The sequence below is a fragment of the Chengkuizengella sediminis genome, from assembly GCF_010078385.1.
In the GTDB taxonomy this organism is placed as follows: Bacteria; Bacillota; Bacilli; order Paenibacillales; family KCTC-33759; genus Chengkuizengella; species Chengkuizengella sediminis.
The window spans coordinates 19,890-39,312 of the sequence record NZ_SIJC01000008.1 but is presented as its reverse complement, the minus strand read 5'-3'; the positions used below and the strand labels follow the sequence as shown (position 1 = coordinate 39,312).

17 protein-coding genes are annotated in these 19,423 nt (G+C 32.3%); 3 read left to right on the top strand and 14 right to left on the bottom strand.

Features of this window, described 5'->3' with window-relative positions:
* Positions 1–97 precede the first annotated feature (97 nt).
* On the top strand, positions 98–1,474 hold the full coding sequence (locus EPK97_RS15545; RefSeq protein WP_162037545.1) for a CsxC family protein: 1,377 nt from the start codon (positions 98–100) through the stop codon (positions 1,472–1,474).
* A gap of 107 nt (positions 1,475–1,581) precedes the next feature.
* Here the strand turns inward: EPK97_RS15545 and EPK97_RS15540 are convergent, their stop codons facing one another.
* The 4 genes from EPK97_RS15540 to cls form a co-directional block, all read right to left on the bottom strand.
* Complete coding sequence (locus EPK97_RS15540) at positions 1,582–2,265, bottom strand: metal-dependent hydrolase (RefSeq protein WP_162037544.1); 684 nt, start codon at positions 2,263–2,265, stop codon at positions 1,582–1,584.
* A gap of 33 nt (positions 2,266–2,298) precedes the next feature.
* Positions 2,299–3,477: a MalY/PatB family protein gene (locus tag EPK97_RS15535; RefSeq protein ID WP_162037543.1), complete on the bottom strand. Its 1,179-nt coding sequence runs from the start codon at positions 3,475–3,477 to the stop codon at positions 2,299–2,301.
* Positions 3,478–3,493: 16 nt separating this feature from the next.
* Entirely contained in the window at positions 3,494–4,303 is an 810-nt protein-coding gene (locus tag EPK97_RS15530) for a uroporphyrinogen-III synthase (protein ID WP_162037542.1), read from the bottom strand.
* Between the two features lie 128 nt (positions 4,304–4,431).
* Positions 4,432–5,946, bottom strand: coding sequence for a cardiolipin synthase (gene cls / locus EPK97_RS15525; RefSeq protein ID WP_162037541.1), 1,515 nt, complete (start codon positions 5,944–5,946; stop codon positions 4,432–4,434).
* Between the two features lie 176 nt (positions 5,947–6,122).
* Between cls and EPK97_RS15520 the strand changes: the two genes are divergently transcribed.
* The gene (locus EPK97_RS15520; protein ID WP_162037540.1) at positions 6,123–6,446 is read left to right on the top strand and encodes a hypothetical protein; all 324 of its coding nucleotides are present in this window, start codon (positions 6,123–6,125) and stop codon (positions 6,444–6,446) included.
* Positions 6,447–6,543: 97 nt separating this feature from the next.
* Here the strand turns inward: EPK97_RS15520 and EPK97_RS15515 are convergent, their stop codons facing one another.
* The 3 genes from EPK97_RS15515 to EPK97_RS15505 all read right to left on the bottom strand — a co-directional run bounded on the left by EPK97_RS15515 (position 6,544) and on the right by EPK97_RS15505 (position 9,904).
* A complete protein-coding gene (locus EPK97_RS15515) occupies positions 6,544–7,326 on the bottom strand; it encodes a hypothetical protein (protein WP_162037539.1) in 783 nt (260 codons plus the stop codon).
* A gap of 75 nt (positions 7,327–7,401) precedes the next feature.
* Entirely contained in the window at positions 7,402–9,225 is a 1,824-nt protein-coding gene (locus tag EPK97_RS15510) for a sensor histidine kinase (RefSeq protein WP_162037538.1), read from the bottom strand.
* On the bottom strand, positions 9,215–9,904 hold the full coding sequence (locus EPK97_RS15505; RefSeq protein ID WP_162037537.1) for a response regulator transcription factor: 690 nt from the start codon (positions 9,902–9,904) through the stop codon (positions 9,215–9,217). The genes EPK97_RS15510 and EPK97_RS15505 overlap by 11 nt, the downstream gene beginning before the upstream one ends.
* Positions 9,905–10,400: 496 nt before the next feature.
* Between EPK97_RS15505 and EPK97_RS15500 the strand changes: the two genes are divergently transcribed.
* Entirely contained in the window at positions 10,401–10,910 is a 510-nt protein-coding gene (locus tag EPK97_RS15500; protein ID WP_162037536.1) for a DoxX family protein, read from the top strand.
* An 85-nt stretch (positions 10,911–10,995) separates the two neighbouring features.
* On the opposite strand, the gene EPK97_RS15495 is transcribed toward EPK97_RS15500, so the two are convergent.
* The 7 genes from EPK97_RS15495 to EPK97_RS15465 all read right to left on the bottom strand — a co-directional run bounded on the left by EPK97_RS15495 (position 10,996) and on the right by EPK97_RS15465 (position 19,373).
* Positions 10,996–13,224, bottom strand: coding sequence for a heavy metal translocating P-type ATPase (locus tag EPK97_RS15495; RefSeq protein WP_162037535.1), 2,229 nt, complete (start codon positions 13,222–13,224; stop codon positions 10,996–10,998).
* Positions 13,225–13,350: 126 nt separating this feature from the next.
* Positions 13,351–13,935: an SCO family protein gene (locus EPK97_RS15490; RefSeq protein WP_162037534.1), complete on the bottom strand. Its 585-nt coding sequence runs from the start codon at positions 13,933–13,935 to the stop codon at positions 13,351–13,353.
* A 15-nt stretch (positions 13,936–13,950) separates the two neighbouring features.
* The gene (locus EPK97_RS15485; RefSeq protein WP_162037533.1) at positions 13,951–14,463 is read right to left on the bottom strand and encodes a FixH family protein; all 513 of its coding nucleotides are present in this window, start codon (positions 14,461–14,463) and stop codon (positions 13,951–13,953) included.
* Positions 14,464–14,501: 38 nt separating this feature from the next.
* Positions 14,502–15,335 (bottom strand): cytochrome c oxidase assembly protein, encoded by an 834-nt coding sequence (locus EPK97_RS15480; RefSeq protein WP_162037532.1) that lies wholly within the window; start codon positions 15,333–15,335, stop codon positions 14,502–14,504.
* A 50-nt stretch (positions 15,336–15,385) separates the two neighbouring features.
* Positions 15,386–15,967, bottom strand: coding sequence for a DeoR family transcriptional regulator (locus tag EPK97_RS15475; RefSeq protein ID WP_205690274.1), 582 nt, complete (start codon positions 15,965–15,967; stop codon positions 15,386–15,388).
* Between the two features lie 245 nt (positions 15,968–16,212).
* Positions 16,213–17,022, bottom strand: a complete 810-nt coding sequence (fdhD, locus tag EPK97_RS15470) for a formate dehydrogenase accessory sulfurtransferase FdhD (protein ID WP_162037531.1) — start codon at positions 17,020–17,022, stop codon at positions 16,213–16,215.
* Positions 17,022–19,373 (bottom strand): FdhF/YdeP family oxidoreductase, encoded by a 2,352-nt coding sequence (locus tag EPK97_RS15465; RefSeq protein WP_162037530.1) that lies wholly within the window; start codon positions 19,371–19,373, stop codon positions 17,022–17,024. Before EPK97_RS15465 ends, fdhD begins: the two co-directional genes overlap by 1 nt.
* Positions 19,374–19,423 lie beyond the last annotated feature (50 nt).

Below are 19,423 nucleotides of genomic sequence, written 5' to 3'. Positions count from 1 at the left end.
ATTAGCCCGTTTCTTAATATATATCAGCTAATAACCAATCAAAAAGATATAAAGAAGAATATAATATCTAAATCTATAGAGAAAGGAGTAAAATATAGTGTTTGATAAATATGATGATGGCGTAAAAGTGACACCAATATTATCTGATTGTACTTCTCAGACAACACCAGCAGACCACCAGAATACCTTTCAATTGGATGTTGTTCTAGGATCATTGAATGTTCAAATCGACATCGAAGCTGATATTGAATTAGATTGTCCTGCTTTAGATATCAAAGATATTGATAAAGAAGTTTGTATTACTCAATCTGAATTTATTGAAATTACCAATCCAAATATTCCCTGTAAATTAGCAGGTAAGTTATTTCTAGGCGGGTTTGTTCGTAAAAATATACGTTATTCTTCAGTAGATTACGATTCAAATGATGGGGTTTGTGGTAAAATCAGACATTGCACTGTGAATGTACCATTCAATTGTGCATTACCCGTTGAAAATATATTCCCAATACTCGACCACAATGATAGTGCTACAAAAAGCTTTCATGGACGTAAACTTACTCAGTTCGATCAATCATTATGGCAACCTATTAACTCACCTGTAGAATGTGAGGTTGAGCAAGTTGCAATTAATGAAAGAGATTTATTTAGCAATCGTACCCCATTACTATACGGTCCTAAAGATGAAGGTACTTTCACAACAATTAGAGAAAAAATGGTTGTCAGCTTAACGATAACGCTTACGCAAAAACAAGTAAAAACGATAATAACTTCTATCAAAACTCCTGTTAATGTTACAGAACCAACGCCTGTACCTGAACCTGTTCCTGTACCTGTACCTGAACCTGTTCCTGAACCTGTTCCTGAACCTGTTCCTGAACCTGTTCCTGAACCTGAACCAGGACCCGTTACTGTTTGTCCTGAACCTGAAGAAGAAAAACCCATTGAATGTTTTGAACTTGAGTCAGAACAACAAGAAGATTTAGATGTAAATAAAAGTGATGACATTGCAACAATAAAATCATCGGTTCAGAATGAAATAAACGGGAGTATAGAAGTAGAAGTTCATCCAGAACCCCTAATTGATTCCCAAGAACAAGATAAAACTTTTGAAAATGTAAACAACCATATATCTGAATTAAATTTTGAAATATCTCGATTAAAAGAACTTATGGAGAAGATGAATGAAAAGATCACTTTAAATGCTGAAGTTCATGTAAAAACTCATTCAGAGACACAGGAGGAAAAAACACTCGAAATTAACGATAATGAGATGAATGAAGTAAACCATGAGATTTTACAATTACAAACAGAAGAACCTGAAGTTACAGGAAATCATATTGCTGAATTAAATGAAAATATAGAAAAATTAAAAACAGAGGTTGAAAATGTAAAAAATGAATCTAAGGTCTCGAAATCAGGTTTCTTCGCTTGGTTGAAAAGACTATTTTCAAGAAAAGTAAAAGAAGAATATTAATAAATACCTGCCCAAACAAGAAATGCACTCCAAAAAGTGACGAAGTTCCTTCTAGCAATAATTTAATAAAACAGCAGAGAGTTCATAACCTTCTCTGCTGTTTTATGTTAAATTTCAACTTGATCCCCACTCATTAAAATATGACATTTCATTCCCTGTTCATCTAAATTTTGAGCAAATTCATCTACATTCTGTTCAATGATTGGAAACGTATTATAATGTATTGGAATTACTCGATTAGTCTGAAGCCACTTAGCTGCGATTAGAGCATCCTCTGGTCCCATCGTGAAGTTATCTCCCATAGGTAAAGCGGCTAAATCAATCTTATTTAATTCACCAATCATTTTCATATCTCCAAATAATCCTGTGTCCCCAGCATGATAAAATGTACGATCATTCATGGTTAATAAAATACCAGCTGGCATTCCAGTATAAATCGTTTGATCTCCATGTTTTACTGAAGAACCGTGGAATGCCTGAGTTAATTTAACCTTAAATCCTTCAAATTGAAATGCTCCACCAATATGCATGGGGTGTACATTTGCACCTTGAGATTGACAATACATCGCTAATTCATATGTAGCAATAATAGGGCATTGATTCTCAGCAGCAATCTGTAAACAATCACCAAAATGATCCTCATGTCCATGACTTAAAATGATCGCATCTACTTTAAAATCATCAGGAGAAGCTGAAGTTTGTGAATTTCCCTTTAGAAAAGGATCGATCAAAATACTCTTACCATTACCCTCAACAAGGAAACATGAATGTCCATAAAAAGTAACTTTCATTATAACACCCTTTCTCTAGCCCTCATACTAATTTTATTTAAAGGTACTAATATATGCTGATTTGATTCTTTCCAGTCCTTCTACTAACATTTCTCTAGGGCATCCGATATTCATTCTTGTGAAACCATCACCATTCTCACCAAAAATAAACCCGTCACTTAAAGCTACTTTTGCTTTTTTCAACATAAATTCTCGTAGTTCTTGTCCATTCATCCCTAATTTTCTACAATCTAACCATACAAGATATGTACCTTCAGACTGGATGACTTTAATTAGTGGCATATTTGTTTCTACATATTGTTTTACATACTGATTATTATCGTATATGTAATCTATACATTGATCTAGCCACTCACCACCTTGTTTATATGAAGCTTCAGCAGCTACCCTTCCGAAAGTATTCATCATATTTAAAGAGTACCTGCTAATTTCTTTTCTAAATTTCAACCGTAAATCAGCATTTGAAATAATTACGCTTGAAGCTTGCAACCCTGCAATGTTAAACGTCTTACTAGGTGCTATACAAGTAATGGTCTGTTGAGCCAACTCTTCACTGATGGTAGCTAATGGGATATGTTTACTTTGTTTAAAAACTAAGTCTGCATGAATCTCATCAGCAACAATAATAATATTATGTTTTATACAAATCTCACCTAAACGTACCAACTCATCTTTCGTCCATACTCTGCCAACTGGGTTATGTGGACTACAAAGTAATAACATTTTAACAGAGGAATCGAGTTGGTATTCTAGTTTGTCTAAATCCATTTTATAAGTATTATCTTCAAGAATAAGAGCATTATCTACAATCACTCTTCCACTTCTATTAATAACATCAAAAAATGGATAATATACAGGAGATTGTAAAACAACTTTATCACCTGGTTCAGTCAAACAAGAAATTAAGAAACCAATTGTAGGCATCACACCAGGAGAATAAGATAGCCATTCTTTTTCGATTTTCCAGCGATGTCTTTGTTCTAACCAACTTACTACGGCTTCATCATAAGAATTAGGAGAGGATGAGTATCCGTAAACACCATGTTCTGCTCTTTTAATTAAAGCATCCACTACAGGTTTAGGGGAACGAAAATCCATATCTGCTACCCACATGGGTAATACTTCATCACTATCAAAAAACCTCTTTCTTTCATCCCATTTATATGAAAACGTACGATTACGATCAATAGTTTCATCAAAATATTTACGCATTTGATACACCTCTTGATTAATTATTTTTTTCAAAGTACTCCGCTAATGTAACGATCATACTTCCCATTCTTTCTATTTCAGGAGTTACAACTCTATTGATTCCCTCTTCTCTTAAAGCCGCTTCAGTTACTTTTCCAACAGATAATGCAAGTACTTTCTCGTTTAAGGCGTGAATGAATTCTGAACGCTTCATATTTTTGTCAGCATATTCAACCATAAATCGAATTTGAGGGCCACTAGTAAAAGCCACCACATCCACTTCACCATTTAAAATTTCAGAAACAATTTGCTCCATTTTCTCATCAGCAGGTGGTACATGTCTATAGGGCAATATTTCAAAATAATTAGCACCTGATTTTTCTAACCAATTAATCATTTTTGGTGCAGGAGCGCCATAGAGCTGGAGTGCTATATGTTTTCCTTCTAATTGATAAGGTTGGAACATTCGAGTAAGTCCTGCTGTTGTCCCATCATCATCCCTTATGGTTGGTTGTATTCCCAATTTTTTTAAAACATTCAATGTTTTATATCCTCTTGCAGCAATTTTCGCACCTTTTAAAACATTTATAAATTGATTTTCATTTCCAGATTCTTTAGCTAGAGTATGTAATTTATCCGTTCCAATTCCTGTTGTAAAAATGATCCAATCACATTTTTCATGAAGCAATCGATGTAATGATTCTTTTACATTAGAATCATCAAGAAAAACAGTACCTTGAGCAGGACGTATTAATGGGGTACCTCCGAAATTTTCAATAAGTTTGCTAATTTCATCCGCTTTTCTTCCACCAGCTATTGCAATCTTTTTCCCCTCAAGCTTTTTCAAAGTTCACTCATCTCCTATGTATGTACATGATTATATATTATAACATTAGTTAAAAGAAAATCACCTACCGATCACCTTTCACAGATGCATCCAAGAGATGTTCACATATATCTATTGAAACTTTATGATTAAAGAAAAGGGGAAGCAAGTCTTGCAAGCGACTCTGCTATTTTCTGGGTTCTTGAACGATGTGAAAACTGTTCATATTCAATTAATGTTGATACTAAAAGATCAGCTTGAAAATCATCCACTAATTTTCTTACACTTTCTTGTTGATATAAAATTACATTGATTTCAAAATTCAAATAAAAACTTCTCAAATCCATATTTGTCGTTCCAATTGTAGCAAATTCTTCATCAATAATAATGAACTTACTATGCATAAACCCATTTTTGTATTCAAAAATTTTCATTTCAGCTTCTAAAAGCTCTGAAAAATATGACCTTGATGCATAAAATACAAATCGATTGTCAGGGTTTAAAGGGAACAGTAATTTAACATCAATTCCGCTTAAACAAGCAATTCTCAAAGCACTAATGATATCTTCATCCGGTATAAAATAAGGGGAAGCAAGCCATATCGATTTTTTAGCTGAAGTAATCATAGAAAAAAATAAATCTTTAATGACATTCCACTTTTGATCTGGTCCACTATTAATAACCTGTACAGCACCTGTCTCTGTATTTTGAATACTTGATTTAACATTTTTAATAAAATATTCGTCTGAAGCAAATTCTTCATTCGTAGCAAATAACCAATCCTTTTGAAAGAAGTACTGAAGTGCATTTACAGCTTCTCCTTTTAGCTGTAAATGAGTGTCTCTCCAAAACCCAACCTTTTTATCTTTTCCTAAGTATTCATCACCTATATTAATACCACCAGTAAACCCTACTTTACCGTCAATTACGATCATTTTTTTGTGATTCCGATAATTGATATGATTATTTAAAAAGCGAATTTTCAAAGGTAAAAATGGTTCAATCGTTACGCCTACAGACCTAAGATCCTTTAAGTATTGTTTATGTAACTTCCAACTGCCAAAGAGATCATAAATAAATCTAATTTTCACACCTTCAATTGCTTTTTGAATCAAAATATTTTTTATCTTTTGACCTATCTCATCATCTCTGACGATGTAATACTCCAAATGGATATGATGCTTTGCTTTTTGTAATGATTTTATGATTTCTTCAAACGTAACTTTACCATTAGTTAATATCTTTACCTCTGTTTTGTAAGATAATGGACTGTTACCTAAATTGTAGGCTAATCTTGAAAAAATTCTTTGCCTTTCATCCAACAGTTCTATATTTGTACTCATTAATTTGGTTAATTCAATATTATTATCGTTATTGTTCTGAATAAAGATATTCTTTTCATTAATTTTTCTTTTTAAATAACTACGTCCAAATAATATATAAAAAATGAAACCAAAGATAGGTAAGAATATTAGGACGATCAACCAAGTTATTGTTTTTGTTGGGGAGCGATTTTCAAAAATAAGGAGAATTCCGATTATAAACGAGATCACAGAAAAAAAAAGACTAATGAAAGTAAAAATTTGACTATCCCAAAAGCTCTTTGTGAAAACATAAATTACATATATAAATAATGCTATAAGAAAAAAGATTAATTTTTTCATTTAATCACCTAGTTCTTATCTATTGTTTATCGATTACCTTATTAAGTTTTGCAGTACAGCAAAACAATATTCCTTAAAACATCAAGAAATAAATATATATTTAGAATGTTTGTTTTAAAATTATCACATACTAAATGAAGTTTATTTTGTTTCTTATTCAAGAAGGAGGTATGAATATGGCTGAAAAGAGTCAACATCAACAAAACTTACAAAATGCTGTAGAGAGAGCAGATGATGCAATTACTTTGTTGCAAAAATCACAACAAGCTGTATTAAAGGCTAAAGCAACTGCAAGTCCCCAGGATATTAAAAAATCTGAAGATCAATTAGACTATGCGATGACCAATTTAAAAAAGGTACAAACGAATCTAGATTTTCAAGCTAATGAATCACAGGAACAGCAGGTAAAATATATGCAACAACAATTAACTCAAACAAAGGTGGATGCACTTGAGGTACAACAAATAGAACCCTCTCCTCCACAAAATAAAAAAAGATAACTTGTTTTTACGTAAAAGTTTTAATCGAAGAATGAATTGAAGACATAAATAAAGACACCCTTCATTGGAGGGTGTCCATCATTAATAAAAATTAATTTTATGTTCCAAATTCAATTTGTACGTTTTTATCATTATAGTCGTTTATATCAATTTCATTGCCTTCCTGATCATAATATTTACCTGTTTTTCTGTCAAAAGTTATTGTTACCCATTCTATATCTTCTATATCAATTTCATTCCCATCTTGATCATATACTTTTCCTGTTTCTTCATCTACTGTGTGCATTGTATATTCGTAGTCCTCTAATGTTCCTGTATTTGTAAATCCTCCTCGTTCAATTTCATTTCCGTCTTGATCATAAACTTTACCTGTCTCCTCGTCGATTGTAAATTCGACAATTTCACCTACCTCTGAAAAATTAGACTCAATGAATTCAATTTCATTTCCATCCTGATCATAAACTTTCCCTGTTTCTTCATCTACTGTGTGTATTGTATATTCGTAGTCCTCTAATGCTTCTGTATTTGTAAATCCTCCTCGTTCAAATTTTACGTTTTTATCATTATAGTCATTTATGTTAACTTCGTTTCCATCTTGATCGTAATACTTATCTGTTTCTTGATCAAAAGTAATTTCCACCCAAGTTTCATCCCCATTAGATTTTGGTATTTGAACTACATTTCCATCTTTATCATAAGCTTTACCCGTTTTTTCATCTACAGTAATCATCTCATATTTGTTCAAATCAACTTCCGTACCTTTATTATCATGAAATGGAATTACTTGAACATTACTTTCATTTGCATTTACTGCACCTACTACACCTCCTAATAATAAAGCTGATAATGCTGCTGATGTGATCATTTTTTTACTTCTCATGATTTTCTCTCCTTCGATTTTGTTTTTCCTTACATGAATAATGTACAAAACGGATGTGAAATCGAAGTGTCCTTGTTATGTAAATGATGTGAATTCTTCTCGGTTTAAATTAAAATAAAAACATATACCCTTCTCTGTATTTTGAACTCCAAATTGAGCATGATGAAGTTCCAATATATTTTTAACTATAGAAAGTCCAAGCCCAGTGCCCCCTGTTTCTTTATTTCTTGAACCTTCAATACGATAAAATCGTTCCCATATTTTATGGATCTCACTATCTGGCAACGATACACCTTGATTTTCGATAGAAAAATAAGTTTGACCTTTTACCTTTTTCACTTGGACATGAATTTCCATATCTTTAGGTGTATATCGAATTGCATTACTATAAAAATTTGAAATCACTTGCTCCATTTTCTTTCGATCAGCATACACAACACAATCCGATTCTATGTTATTCATTATCTTTAAATTTTTCTCATCTATATTAAATTTCAACTTGGATTGAACTTCATTCACTAAATCACTCATGGAAAACTTTTCAATATTTAAATGATAAAAACCAGATTCCAGACGTGATAACTCCAACATATCTGAAATCAATTCGTTCATTTTATTAGATTCTTGAATAATAACATCTGTATAATAGTCCGACTTATCTACTGAGACTCCGTCTTTAATACCTTCTGCATAACTTTGAATGATACTCAGCGGAGTTTTTAATTCGTGAGAAATCCCAGATACAAATTCTTTTCTCATTTTTTCTAATTTTCGTTCTCTCTCTATATCTTCTTGTAATTTTTTATTTGCCTTCTGCAAATTTGAAATTGTTTCATGTAATTTTGAAGAAAGTTTATTTATACTTTTGGATAAATTCCCGATTTCATCGTCTGCTTTTATTTCGAGTTCTTCAGTAAAATTAAGATTGGACATTTTAGTTGCAACACTATTTATTTTAATTAAAGGTTTAGATATGATTCTTGAATAGTACATCGACATCATAAAAATAAGGATTAGAAAAATGAATGCAGCATAAATATAATAATCTTTCATCACATCAACCGCTTCATTCACAGGTTGTAAAGATTCCATAGTGAATATATACTTCTTAGCATTATTACTTTCAAAAATGGGTTGAACTAAAGTGAGATTGTCGGTTCCAGTATTTGAGTCATAATATGACATCAAAATAGTTTCATCTGTAGAAAATATTAATGAACTATTATTTTCTCTGAATTTTTGAAATGCACGCATATATAAGTCCCACTTAAGCTTCGTTTCCTCCCCTATGTTTATATCCATTTTTATTATTGTTCCTCTAAAAAATTCGTATTTTCCATTATCGTCAACTTGATAAGATCTTAATTCTTTATTTGATGACTTTATATAAACGGGAGTAAGTTTGCCCTCTTCCCTAATACCAATTACTTCAATATAATTCCCTTTACTCATACCAATGGATTCTAAATTTGTCGTATCAAAAGCACCATTTAAGAAAAATTCAGTTAGAGAAACAGTAAATACTTCTCCATCTTCCGATAGCATGGAAATTTGAAGTCCATTTTCAAAAATAACTGGTGGATCAGGTACTTCTACTATTACATAATCTACACTATCTTGATCTGCAGAAGATGGTTCTGAATGTTGATCCACATTTAAAACGGAGATAAATGCATTATTTTTTTCATAATATTCATTGGATATTTGATCCAAAAGATTAGGATCATCTAAATATTTATCACGATACAATTCAACTTCATTTGTAATTTCTTTTTCTTTTTTTTTCATATAAAATGTATCAAAAAATAACGTTTGACTAATGACAATTAAACCTACAAATATTGAAAAGAATAAGGTAGTCACAATGAATAATTTAAATACAATACTGTTACGTTTCATTTGCCACCTCAAACTTGTAACCAGATCTGATCACTGTTTTTATATATTTTGCTTTTTGTCGTCCTAATTTACTCCTAATTTTTTTGATATGAGTATCTACTGTTCGCAAATCACCAAAGAAATCATACCCCCACACTTGATTCAACAACTTTTCTCTCGATAGAACGATACCTTTATTTTCTATTAAGAATACTAATAGTTCATATTCCTTATGAGTTAATGTCAGTTCATTATTGTTTACGATCACTTGCCTTGATTGTTTGTTGATTTGAATCCCATTCAAATCAAATATTTCGTTTTGATTCCCAATCGTTCCCTCAGCTCGTTTAATCAACATTTTTGCTCTAGCGACCAATACTTTAGGACTAAATGGTTTTGTCACATACTCATCAGCACCTAGATCAAATCCCATTAACTTATCTTCTTCTTCCGTTCGCGCTGTTAACATAATAATAGGTACATCTGATTCATTTCTAATTCGTCTACATACAGCCCAACCATCCAGTTCTGGTAACATAATATCTAATATGAGTAAATCAATCTTATTCATTTCAAAAATTTCTAGTGCCTGTTTACCATCACTCGCCTCTAGAACAATAAATCCCTCAGATGAAAAATAATCCTTACCAATTTCACGAAGTCTATCCTCATCTTCTACAAATAAAACGGTTCGATTCATATTTCAATACCTCTTTTATTTATTGTTATCTATCTTATTAGTTCATGTGCTTAGATTATTTTAAATATTTTCTAATATTATATCTAAATCATGTGTAATCCATGTGAACTAACAACCAGTTTTATCCTTCACGTCCATTTCATTTAGAGTTCACTTCAATTTCACCTGAATGAGTTAAATTAAAAATGTAACAAACATGATGTTAACAACCTCATATCTCTTATACCCTTAACAATCAAATGCACGTGATTATTAAGGGTGTTTTTTTGGTCAAATAATGAAATACATTCAATATTTTGTCACAATCATAGTATTTATTGTGATTTTTTTCACTTTTAAATTGAATGCACTGTTTTAAAATAAAACTATACAAAACAACCACAAGAGTATCTTAGAAATAACAGACAAGAGAATTACAAATAGGCTCTTGCTGGAACCTACCTCATGAATTAAAGAATAAAATGTTTAGAGTTAAACTCTAAAGGAGTTGAGTAAAATGTTTGTTAAGTTTTTAAGAGAAAATATTTATGCTTCTATCGTTCTTTTATTCTTAAGAATTTACTTAGGCTGGGAATGGTTAACTGCTGGTTGGGGCAAAATCACTGGAGATTTTGATACGTCTGGATTTTTAAAAGGAGCTGTTGGTAAAGCGACTGGAGATCATCCTGCCGTTCAAACATGGTGGGCAAACTTCTTAGAGGATTTTGCGATTCCTAATGCTGGACTTTTCAATTTTCTCGTTGCATGGGGTGAATTTTTAGTAGGTTTAGCATTAATTCTTGGTATATTTACTACATTTGCTGCACTGATGGGAATCATCATGAACTTTGCATTCTTATTATCTGGAACAACAAGTACAAACCCGCAAATGGTTATTTTAACGATATTTATTCTTGTAGCAGGAGCAAATGCTGGTAAAATGGGTCTAGATTATTACGTAGTACCATACGTTAGAAATTTATTTAAAAGAAACCGTACTGTAGATACTTCATATATAGAAAAATAAATAATTCTCTATACTCCTTAGATAAAAAATTAATATCTCTCCACTCCTTATCCTATGTTCATATGAGCATAGGAATTTTTTTTCCTTAATTTAATTTTAACTTTTGTAACCTGAGAGAATTACTCACCACAGAAACCGAACTTAGTGCCATTGCAGTTCCAGCCATCCAAGGTTCTAATAATCCCATTATTGCAAAAGGAATAGCGATTAAATTATAAAGGAGTGCAAAACTCAAATTTTGTTTAATATTTCTCATCGTTTTTCTACTTAGTTTAATTGCTTTTGAAACATCTATCAAATCATTTTTCATTAAATTTACGTCAGCTGCTGCATTCGTTAAATCCGTTCCAGTCCCCATCGCGAATCCAATATTTGCTGCTGCTAAAGCAGGAGCGTCGTTCATACCATCTCCCACAAATACAACATTTTCTCCTTTTTGCTGCCATTTTCTAACTAAGTCACCTTTATCCTTTGGCAAAGCATTTGAATAAATATGTTTAATCCCAACTTCTTTGGCGATTGATTTAGACGTATAATCATGATCACCAGTAACCATTACAACCTTAAAGCGTAATAGTTTTAATAAACGAATGGCTTCAATCGAATTTTGTTTTAATGTATCTGAAACACATATCATGCCAGAAAATTTCTGTTGAATAGATACAAATAATACACTTTTCCCTTGCTCTTGCAACTGTTGTACCCTTCTATTGTCTATATTAATCGATACACCTTGATTTTCTAACAATTGTTTTGTACCAATGATCACCTTAGAACCCTCAACATTTCCACTTATGCCATAGCCCGGGAAAGTAATGATAGAGTGCGAATCAGGTAAAATTAATCTTTTATTTTTTGCTTCTTTCACTATCGCTTTAGCCATAGGATGTTCAGAATAAGTTTCCACTGCTGCAGCCATACACAATAAATATGATTCAGAAACATTTGTACTAATAACTTTAGTGACAGAAGGTTTCCCTTCGGTTATTGTTCCAGTTTTATCAAGGAAAATAACACTACCATGATCTAAAGCTTCAATGTGACTCCCCTCTTTAAATAAAATACCATTCTCTGCAGCTCTTCCAGTAGCAACCATAATAGATGTGGGTGTTGCTAAACCTAGTGCACAAGGACATGCAATAACCATCACTGCAATTGCATGTTCTAAAGATAACGCAAAGTCTCCAGGTTTTATTACATAATACCAAGTGAAAAAAGTGAATAAGGATAAGCTAACAATAACGGGTACAAATATTCCAGCAAATCGATCTGCTGCGCGTTGAATAGGTGGTTTAGAGACCTGAGCTTCCTCAATGAACTTATTGATTTGTGCAATCGTAGATTGTTGACCTGTTCTTGTAGCAACAATTTTAAGTAATCCATTCATATTAATCGATCCACTAATTATAGTGTCTCCTTGTTTCTTTTCAATTGGAATAGACTCTCCAGTAATCATAGATTCATCAATAACTGAATTTCCTTCAACAATTTTTCCATCAACAGGAATGTATTCTCCAGCATGAATAATCATTATATCTCCAACCTGAATCTTTTCAGCTGGAACAGACATGGAAATGTTATCTCTAATAATCGTCGTTTCCTTCATTCCAATGTCCTGTAATCGATGAACAACTTGTAGCGTTTTACTTCTCGCTCTCAATTCTAATAATTTACCTAATAACACAACGGTTATGATCATAGAGCTAGTCTCAAAATAAAGAGGAACATGGTGATTCTCCATCGAGGAAGAGATAGAGTTTATAGTTAAGTAATGGCTATAAAAATAAGCAGAAGAAGTACCTAAAACAACCAGCACATCCATATTGGCAGTTTTATTTTTGACAGCATGAAACGCACTAAAATAAAAAGGCATTCCGATCATAAACTGAACTGGAGTTGCCAACATTAATTGAAACCAAGAATTCATGAACAACTCTGGAACCCAAATACTAGATGTAAAAGAAAAGTGGGTAAACATAGTCCATAATAGTGGGATAGTTAATATAGCTGATATCACAAACCTGTTCCGTAAACTTCTATACTCTATTTTACGGAAATCTATCTGTTTCTTTAATATATCTTTATAAATATTTGCACCAAATCCTAACTTTTCAATTTTATGAATGATTTGATCTATATTTATTGTTTTTTGATTAAACCGTACTGAAGCTCGCTCTATCGCTAGATTCACTTTTGCTTCGTGAATTGACTCTATTTTACTTAATGATTTCTCAATTCTAGCAGCACAATTACCACATGTCATTCCTGAGATTTGTATTGTGACTTGTCCTTCTTTTTCATTCAATAAAGACATAATGCCGCCCCCAATTTACTTTATTCACATGGACAATCTATCGTATATATCCAATGTATGAAAAAGAACTTCTTGAAATGATAAATAGCCCAAAAGTTATTTAACTTCTGGGCTATAAAAAAATTTTTATTCTAACGACTTAATATCTTTTATAATTTGATCAAAATCAGGATTATTACCATCATATTTCGTTAATACTATCCCCTGCTGATCAATCAAATAAAACGCAGTTCCATGAATGACTTGATCAGAATTTTCATCTTTCTGCGCAATAGTTAGAAATGAGTTTTTAGCGAACTTTTGGATGATATCATCCGAATATCCAGTTAAAAGATGCCAGTTGGAGAAGTCTGCCCCGAATTTACTCACGTATTCCTTTAAAACCTCAGGTGTATCAATACTTGGGTCCACACTAAAAGATACTATTTCTGCATCTACACCCGCTTCTTTCATTTTAGATTGAAGCTGAACCATATTGTATGTCATGCCTGGACATACCGTAGTACAGTTTGTAAAAATAAAATCCGCTATCCAAACCTTATTTTCTAAATCAGATAAACCAAAAGGGACATTTTCTTGATTCGTATAAGTAAAATTTTCGACTTCAATATTTAGATCATTCGGTTTTTCGCTTGATAAACTACATGCAGATATGATGGATAAAAAACAAATACTTAATATGATTGTTTTTAATTTACTAGATCTATACACAAAATCCCTCCTAAATTAATGCTGGTCTGTATGTCCCTCAGTCGATTCATCCATAGGATTTTCTGATTGAGAATGGCCTTCATCAATAGAATGAGACATCTCTACTTGACCTACTTTTAATACTAGGCTAGGCATATTATGCATATCTCTTGCAGTAACATGGGATATAATCGTATATATTCCTTCTTGATTAAATGTTTTTTGAATTGAATAAACTCCATCACCTTGGTGTTGTCCTTGTACCATCTCTGATTCTTCTTTTCCATTCATTCGAATCTCAAATTTCACTTCACTTGCATCTTCTACTGATTCATTATTTTGAGAAACTACAGCTTCAAAGGTTACTTCACTCCCTACCTCTACATTTTCTGAATCAGTTTTTAATTCTACCTGAAGTGGACTTAGAGACTCTTCCATAGGATTGTCCATAGACTTCATATCTATATGTGTTTCACTTTCTGAACTTCCATTAGAACAGCCTGTAAGTACTATAGTTAGTAATATTAAAATTGATATTAATGATCTCATTTTTTTCCTCCAACAATAATTTAATTAACTTTTTAGGTTTATTCTAATTTCTCTCCTAAATCAGAAGTTTTAGGTTGAATATACTGCCCTACTATAAATGACATTTTATGTACTAACAGCATAATTGCACCACCCAATTTTTGATCAACATCAGTAGGCATCATGTTCATACCTATTAAAACACTTAAATCTACATTTTGACCAAAACAGATTTGTAGCATATTAAATTGAGTAGTAACTTCAGTAAATGTTCGATAAGGTAACGTAGAAAAAAATAATAACAAACAAACAGGAAGTAGAACTAATGTATTTGCCATAACATAATGTCTTCGGTTTAGATCTGTTAATTTTTTTTGTGAAAAGCTTCCAACTATAGATTTCCAAACGCAAAAAGAAGCATAGGCTAGTAATATATGAAAACTATAATATAACCATTTATTCATCATGATTGTATCCATTACTACTGGAATATGGTAAACAATAAACAGACCATTAAATAATATAAGTGATACGATTGGACTCATTATAACTGACCTTACTTTAACAATAGTTTGAAACCTTTTAGGAAAATAAAACTGATGTATTTGAATTCCCGAAAGCAATAGTGGGGTAACTAAAAAATATAATAGGCTCATTTGCAACATGTGTACACTAAACATTAGATGAGCAAAACCGTACAAAGGACTTCCCCAACATATATAAAACAAAAAAAGTCCTATTAAAAAATATAATCTATGTTTAGATTGAATTTTCGTCCTTCCTCTTTCAATGAGCAATCCTGTTAGTAACCAATATACAGTGGATAATAATGTGATAAAAACGAATAATTGTTTATTCCATTCCAAAAGACCTGATTGTAAAATCAGTTCCATATGCATCACTCCCCATCTGCTCTATCTTGATTAACTAATGCAAGAGGAATTTAATCACAGCAACCTTTATTCTTACCTTGCATTTGATTAAAAACCATATGAAAAGCTTCCGAAAAAGAATAAATGGTTCCCCCAAAACCAAGTGCAAATTTATTTGCATGTTCTTTGTGCTGAAATGCTAATACTTGAGGTTGACAGCATCCAAGATTCAAAGAAGTATCCATTAAGTACCAAGCAGAAGTTGCACTGATCGTTGTTTGCATTAAGAAATCAGGACAAATTGCTTGTAATACTTTATCTCCCTTTTGTTGGTGTCGTAACAAACCACAGTGTGCACAGCAAGTCGTTTCAATACTTTGATCTTGTAAAATTAATCGATAGGCTAACCTTTGATTTATTGGACTATAACAATAAACACAATCTTGCTTGTTAACAAAAGCTCCGTTCCGTTCCTGATTCAACGAAATCCCGCCAAAAGTTTTAATAATCAATCCTTCTTCAACTAACGGTTTTATATCACGGTGAATGGTCATTTCAGATACACTAAACATTTCACTTAACTGAGTGATTTTTAGTGATTTTTTTTCACGAATATAATCCAGTATTAGATTTCTTCTTTCAGCTGGCAGCATCTTTTAACCCCTCCTATTTTTCATAACTATGAAATAAAATCACATATTATAACAAATACAAACAAAATAATATCACACATAATATTCCGATAGACAAGTATTTTTCTAAAACATTTGAACATTTTTCGAAAATACAATGTTATAAAATCACATATTTTAAATACATAAAATGAAAATCTAAATTTATATAGTAAAAAGTCGGCATAACTTATAAAGTTATACCGACTTTCATATCTTCAATTAAATCAGGTGATAATCCGTTCTGGGTGTGTATACACATTTAATTTACTTCCTCTTACAAATCCAATCACTGTAATTCCTAAATCATCAGCTAAATCAAGTGCTAAATTTGTTGGAGCTGATTTTGAAATGATCAATCCCACACCAATTTTTGCAACTTTTAAAAGAACTTCTGAAGAGATACGACCACTAAACACGATGCACTTATCTTGAAGCGTCATTTTTTTAAATAACCACTGACCATATATTTTATCTAGAACATTATGTCTGCCTATATCTGATTGGAATATAACGATATCAGTACTATTGCAAAGTGCTCCTTGATGGACCCCACCTGTTTTTTTAAAGTGTTTAGATTGACCTTCTAACAATGACATTAAGTTCAAACATTGCGGAACTGTGATAGACATTTTACTATTTATTGTTTTTGCTGTTTTTACATCATTTTGAAAATAAAATTGTCTACTTTTACCACAACAGGAACCAACAAAACGTTTTTCATTAAACTCACTTGCTTTTATAGATTTATTTTTTAATTCAATGAATGCAAATCCCGTATTTATATCGATGTTTATATCCTCTATATCCTCTTTAAACCGAATCAATCCTTCACTAGCCAAAAAACCGATCACTAACTCTTTTAAATGCGTTGGTGTACAAATCATCGTTGCAAACTCTTCCCCATTTACTTTAATCGTGAGCGCAAATTCTACAGCAATATCATCTGAAACTTCTTTTACTTGTTCATCCATTTTTTTTAGGTCAAATTTTAATATCTGCCTTTTTTGCATCACTTTATCATCTTGAACATCCATCAGCTTACATCCATTTCTAAATCTTCAATTCTTTTTTCAATGTATTTCACATCTTTTTGTGCATGAAAAGATTCTGCCTTTTCTATTATTACCTTTGTATTGTATTCAGGTATACCAGCATGCTTTTCATATACCCCTTTTGGTATTAAAACATTTCCTTCTGGCCAATAAACTTCAACATTTCCTCTTCTAATATTCACAAATTTAGCTCGACCGTGGAATAACCCATATTGATTGTAAACAACAACTGCATCATTTTCTGAAATGTATAGTTCTTGAGCATCGTCCAGATGTATAAGAACACCATTTCTACCAGCTGAATTAAAAGGATCATTTGAACCATAAATCATTGAATTAAACTGTTTGCCTCTTCTAGTCGTAATATAAAAGTGACCTTCTGTTTTTCTCATTTCTGGTAAATGGATAGGTAATAGGGTTCCCTTTCTGTTTTCAGTTGGAAAAAAACCATCTTCACATAACCAAGCTCCACCCCATTGAAAAAAATCACCCTTTTTGGATAAATGCTGAATTCCATCATAATTCCGGTTTGCTTTTGCTATTTCTTCCCTGATTGATTGTGTGTTTTGGAAGTTAATAAGATGATTAAATTCTGGTTTCATTCGTTTAACCAAATCAACGTAAATTTCCCACTCTGCTCTGGCTTCTTCAATTCTAGGGCCTTTAATTTCTGGTGAATAATATACCATTCTTTCTGTTGAGGTCGAAGTACCACCACCAAATTGTTCATATCTAGTTTGGGCAGGTAGTACGATAACCGCTTCCTTACTATCAACTAATGTTGAAGAATTCAATATAATATCTTGATGTACACGAACCTCAACATTTTCTAAACATTCTCTAACAAATGTCGGATCTGGCATCGTTTCAAGGAAATTTCCACCAGACATATAATATAACTTTAATTTTTGTTCATTTTCTTCAGAAAGAAGGGTCTTTTCTAAAGATACCCCCACGATATCTCCTTGCCAATCAGGTAGTTCAAACCCCCATATTTCCTCAATACGTCTTTTATGGATTGAATCAAATCCACCACCAGGTAAGCTGAATGGATCTGCCCCCATTTCACCTGCACCTTGCACCCCTGAATGACCTCTTATTGGCATTACTCCACAAAACTCTCTTCCTATAAATCCTTGCAATAACGCTAAATTTGCAATTTGAGATATATTATCTGATCCAAAACGATGCTGAGTTAATCCCATGGACCAAACAAACACAGCAGATTTAGCATTTGCTAATACTTCTGCTAGTTGTATGATTCGTTGATGTGAAATTCCTGAAGAAGACACAATTTCATCCCATTTTTCTCGTTGAACATGGTTCTTTAAGTTTTCATATCCTTGCACATGTTTTTCCACAAAATCATGGTTAATGGCTGTTCCTGGAGTTTTAGCCTCCATTTCTAACCAATGTTTAATAATTCCATTCATAAAGGCAATATCACCACCAATATTCACTTGATAAAAATCATCTGTGATTTTTGTTCCGAATAATGCAGATTCTGCTATCGAAGGTATCCAATATTGGTCCATTGCAGGTTCATGATATGGATTAATGACAATAATTCTGGTCCCTTTTTGTTTAGCAGCATACATATACTTCGTTGAAACAGGTTGATTATTCGCTGCAACAGATCCCCAAAAAATTAACACATCTGTCCCTATCCAATCTTTATAACTACAACTAGATGCCCCTATGCCAAGTGAACGAGTTAATGCCGTTTTTGAAGGGGAATGACAAATACGAGAAGCATTGTCTATATGATTTGTACCAATTAAACGAGCAGCTTTCGCAGCTGTATAATAAACTTCATTTGTGATACCACGAGAAGTTAAATAAAATGCGATTTGTTTAGGGTCAATTAATTTCATTTTTTTTGTGATGAAATCGAGTGCTTGATCCCACGTAATTCGCTGAAATTTGTTTTCTCCTGCATTTCGAATTAATGGATATGGAATCCTACCTAATTGCCTCAGCTCCGCACTGCTTAATTTCTGCAAATCTGAGATATCTTTGTGTAACACGTCTGATTTTATAGCAGGCATCGTGTTTAATCTTAAAACATTTAAACGGGTCGTGCATACATGTGGACCTGTTAATGTTTGATCTTTTAATCCGCTTACACCTAAAGCACAGCCATCACAAACACCTTGAGTTAATATTCTTCCTGCATAGGGTAACTGGTCTCTATTTTCCCAAACCACTTTTAAAGTGTCCTTTATATGATGAGGTTTGACCTTGCCAAATCCAAATGGAACTTTACTTACCCAATGTTTGGGATTTAATTTCTTTGAAATTTTGATTGGACCTGAATGTTTTGTATTCCCCATACCATCATCTCCAACGAGTCATTATATTTATGCGATAGCCACATACGTGT